Source organism: Providencia sp. JGM181, assembly GCF_018257375.1.
Taxonomy (GTDB): Bacteria; Pseudomonadota; Gammaproteobacteria; order Enterobacterales; family Enterobacteriaceae; genus Providencia; species Providencia lanzhouensis.
Genome location: NZ_JAERJY010000204.1, coordinates 1 through 4408 on the forward strand (window position 1 = coordinate 1; position 4408 = coordinate 4408).

Sequence of the window (4408 nt, forward strand, 5' to 3'; positions counted from 1 at the left end):
AACTATTGTTTTCCAAATAGTTTTTGAGTGTACTCTTTGGACTCTGCGCTTCGCTTACCATCCGCCTCAAAGTAACGGTTCACATGGCATTTTTGCTCGTTAATATCGCAGAAAATTCCATTGGCAAACGTCACGGCTGTTTTATCAAAATCGCCACCTTGCTCAATCGCTTTCGCTCGTTTATCACCTAGGTATTTTTTCGTTAGCGCAACAGAAACGCCCTCTTTGGCGCTGACGCACACATATTTATCACATAGCACATTTTTTTCTGGAGATTTTAACGCTGAAGTTGATTTTGCTGACGCCAACATCGGTAATGCCGCAATCGCAAACCCAACAAGACACACTGCTTTTAAGTTCATATAACGCCTTTTTTTGAGTAATAACACAACTGCAATATCACATTAGAGTTTTATTTTGTGGATAAATTCCCAGGCGTCATCACTATTTCATGTTTACTGCTAACTCTATCCACTTAGTGCATGATTTTAACTTTTCATTAACACTTTCAATTGTTATTTATTGCAGAAAAGATGAGTGTATAAACGGCAATTTAAATAATAAAAATACCTGCAACTCTGCATTCAACCCAATTAAGCACCCCATAAGAGAGTGATGTATGACAACAGAGACAGTCGCGATTAAATCTTTTGGCACCACAAAAACCACCTCGAAAGTGTTATTTATCTGCTGGATGAGCATTTTATTTGAAGGCTATGATGTTGGCGTGATGGGCGCTGTTCTTCCCACTCTCGCAGAATATAAACAGTGGAACCTCACCCCATTAGAACTTGGCGCTCTTAGCAGCTACGCTTTAGTCGGAATGTTTTTTGGGGCATTTATTATCGGTACGCTGAGTGAACTTTACGGACGCCGCCGTATGCTTTTAGCCTGCGTCACACTCTTTTCATTGACGATGCTTGCCGCTGCCCTTGCCCCAACACCTTGGATGTTTGGGTTAATGCGTTTTATTGGTGGAATTGGACTCGGGGGTGTTATTCCCGTCGCAGCCGCGTTAACCATCGAATATTCTCCTGCTGAAAAACGTTCTTTTAACTACGGCATTATGTATTCCGGTTACTCATTGGGGATCCTCAGCGCAGCACTGATCGCCATGTGGTTGCTAGAACAATTTGGATGGCGCAGTGTGATTGGCTTTGGCGCATTACCGCTTTTGTTAATTTGGCCGATGGCACGCATCTTGCCTGAATCCCTTGAATTTCTGACCCACAAAGGGCGCCACACCGAAGCACAATCTCTGGCGCAGAAATTAGATGTTGAATATCAAGCTCCACCCGCACAGCAAAAACAGCAACCTCAACGTTTGAAAGAGATAGTCTCCGTGGTTTTTGCGTGGAAACATTTGCGCGCAACCGCATGTTTCTGGATAGCGCTATTTTGCGGCATGTTGCTGGTGTATGGCTTAAATACGTGGCTACCGTCGATTATGCGCAAAGAAGGCTATAACTTAGGTTCCAGCCTAACTTTCCTTGTGGTATTTAGCTTAGCATCCGCATTGGGGGGCTTATTCTTAGGAAAAATTGCAGATAAACGCGGCGTTCGCGGCTCGGTTGCCTTTTTCTTCTTGCTCGGCGCGATAGGCATTGGCTGCATGGTTTTTAAACAAAATATCTATATTAACTATTTACTTGTAGCGTTTGCTGGGGTCGGCAGTATTTCTGCGGCGCTGATTTTGACGGGATACATCGCCAATTATTACCCATCCAAAGCGCGCGCTTCAGCCACTGGCTGGGCATTAAGTTTTTCACGAATTGGGGCGATGACAGGGCCTATGTTTGGGGCATATATCGCCAGTTTGGGGATAGCGACCAGCTGGAATTTTATCGCCTTTTCGGTGGTGGCGGTGATAGCGGCAACCGCGGTAATTTTACTACCTCGTAAACGCCCATAAATAGCGGGTTAGCCAGTAAATAGCGGTAAATTGAATAGGGGCATATCGCCCCTATTCAATTTTGAAATCAATACATTAAAATTAATACGCGAGACGATAATGCACCTTCTCGCCTGCGGTTAACGCTGGTGAATCACTGTAATTACTTGATAATTCAATAAACCCACGTAATTCAGGAATATATAATTTTTGATACCACTCTAACTCTGAACGGCGGTGCAATTGATTGCTGGCAAAATCAAGGATCAAACATTTCTGTCCGCTTCTCGCGGATTCCATCACCAGCAAACCATCGCCCCAGATAACCATATCTTGCAGATGGTTATAACCCGCTTCTTTGATCAGCTTAAAATTGCCACCTTGATACTGATAAAGGGAAAACAATCGGCGGGAAGGTTCCTGAGCCGCCAAATAAATATCCCCATTCTGATTCTGAACCGCCTCATTAATACGAATAGGCAACCATCGATGGCTCACTACGTTTTTCTGTGCGATGTTCACCACCACTTCAAGAGACCCCATTTCGTTACCGTAGCTGTACCACACAATCACATTGCCATCATGAACCGCATAAGAAAATGTCGAATTATCCGCGATTTCTTCAGGATAAAAACGCTTCACAAGCTCGCGAGGATCCATTAAATATTGCCACGTAAGCCCTTTATCCGCACTGGTGAAGATCTTTTGGTTATCGATCAGGACATAAGGTTCCCCCTGACCACTTTGGTACATTTTCCCGGTAATTGCCGCATAAATATATTCACCATACCCATCTTTCCAAGGCGTTAGAGGCGTAATCGAATTGTCCGCTAAGTTCACAATTCGATACCCATCGCGCACCATTAAAAGGCACAGAGACTCTTCACACACCGCGTTATAAAAACTGTCGCTAAATTGCGTGATAAAACGCACGCCATCTTTATTGGCAAATAACACCTGATAACTATCTTCCTGTGCGGGCGAAAACAAATCTGACCGATTGTAATAGTAGGATGAGCGGCCATTTTTCTGCGCAATAATCAACGTGCCGTCTTTTGCAGGGTACGTTTTGGCATAATCATAATCCGCAATATAAGCATTGCTCTCTTGGCTGTTCTCTTTCCACTGCCATGACGTATCATTTCCACCAAATACCAGTATCAGTGTTGATCCTAAACACACCAAGAAAACGGCACCCGTCACCAGAAAACGCCAACTTAGAAATGGATTCATTAACGTACCTCCATGACATAAGTATCTTTACCTTGTTGACGTCGTAATGCGCTCAGGACAGCTTGGGTTTGGTAATAGCCATTACCCCGTTTCGAAAACCGATAATACGCCGCCATACCAAGGGCAATTAAGAAACAGATACCCAGGGTTATCGAGCTGGCAAAACCAATGAATATCAGGTCATTATCGAGTAAATACAGCCAATCCCAATAATCCCAGTGATTTCCCCTGTCGACAACATCGCTAATTGCTGTCGCGCCAAAAATCGCCAAGAATAGCGCCAAGATAATGCCCGTGATCCCCCACAACGCCAGATACAGACCACGTTCTTGCGCCATACCTCGAGCAGACAGCGTATAAGCTAAATTATCTTGGTGGTTATACAGGCCAAATACGATGCTCTCGGGAAAACCATCTTCAACTTTGGAGTGATAGACTTCGACCTCATCCCCTTGAGCGAGAAAAAAGCTGTGGTTATTAAAGAAAGGTTTTGAGCCATCTAACTTGAGGTTCAAATGGCTTTTATTCACTTGAAGCTCTATTTCATTGCGGGTGTATGTTCCCCCGCGATAATAATATTCAATCGTCTTGATACTCTTAATATTTACTTTGCCTTTTGTCACCTGTAATGAGGTTTCAGGGATGGGCGTTTGCTTTCGAGAATCTATTTTGAGCGGTTTGAATTTCGGGTTTTTAATTCCCTCAATCTGAATCAGATTTTCGCCATAAATTACCTGAAACTTGCCCGCTATAACTAAATCTAATGCGCGTAAGATGGTTTTTCGTTTTCGGCTAAAAATAGTGAAGGTTTGTGAAATACACATCGACAGCAGAACGGCTCCCACAAAAGCTACCATGCCTAATAATGACCCTAAAACAATTAACCATGTACTCTCTTCATCATTAAACACGCAAAAAAATGCGGGAATAAAGAGTGCCGCAAGTCCAAATGATAGCAGGTACTGCTTTACTAACCCTTTGTCGAATTTAAGGTTTCTATCGGGTTCCAAACGCCCATATTCTGGGTGATACACCCAATTAAGCCAATAGCTCCCATCATTCAGTTGTTCAGCAGAAATAATCAACGTATCGTCTTTATTCAATCGTTCCAAAAATATTTGGCTGTTTTCAAAATCTTCAGCATTGAAAAAAAACACCTTATCCGAAGTTATTAGCCTCACCATGCCCTCAGGTGAAACCTGTTTATAATCGCACTGAATTAGCTTAACGTGAAAATATTGAACACCCATCAATGATGCCTATTTGTTATAGTTAATTTAACAT

General features: G+C 43.0%; 4 protein-coding genes. 1 reads left to right on the forward strand and 3 read right to left on the reverse strand.

Annotated elements, in window-relative coordinates; translation table 11 throughout:
• Positions 1–2 precede the first annotated feature (2 nt).
• A complete protein-coding gene (locus tag JK188_RS16565; RefSeq protein ID WP_211887343.1) occupies positions 3–362 on the reverse strand; it encodes a YcgJ family protein in 360 nt (119 codons plus the stop codon).
• A 257-nt stretch (positions 363–619) separates the two neighbouring features.
• On the opposite strand from JK188_RS16565, the gene JK188_RS16570 reads away from it, so the two are divergent.
• Positions 620–1912: an MFS transporter gene (locus tag JK188_RS16570; RefSeq protein ID WP_211887342.1), complete on the forward strand. Its 1293-nt coding sequence runs from the start codon at positions 620–622 to the stop codon at positions 1910–1912.
• Positions 1913–1993: 81 nt separating this feature from the next.
• On the opposite strand, the gene JK188_RS16575 is transcribed toward JK188_RS16570, so the two are convergent.
• Both JK188_RS16575 and JK188_RS16580 read right to left on the reverse strand, forming a co-directional pair.
• Positions 1994–3124, reverse strand: a complete 1131-nt coding sequence (locus tag JK188_RS16575; protein ID WP_211887341.1) for a hypothetical protein — start codon at positions 3122–3124, stop codon at positions 1994–1996.
• The gene (locus tag JK188_RS16580) at positions 3124–4227 is read right to left on the reverse strand and encodes a hypothetical protein (RefSeq protein WP_249215473.1); all 1104 of its coding nucleotides are present in this window, start codon (positions 4225–4227) and stop codon (positions 3124–3126) included. Before JK188_RS16580 ends, JK188_RS16575 begins: the two co-directional genes overlap by 1 nt.
• Positions 4228–4408: the final 181 nt, after the last annotated feature.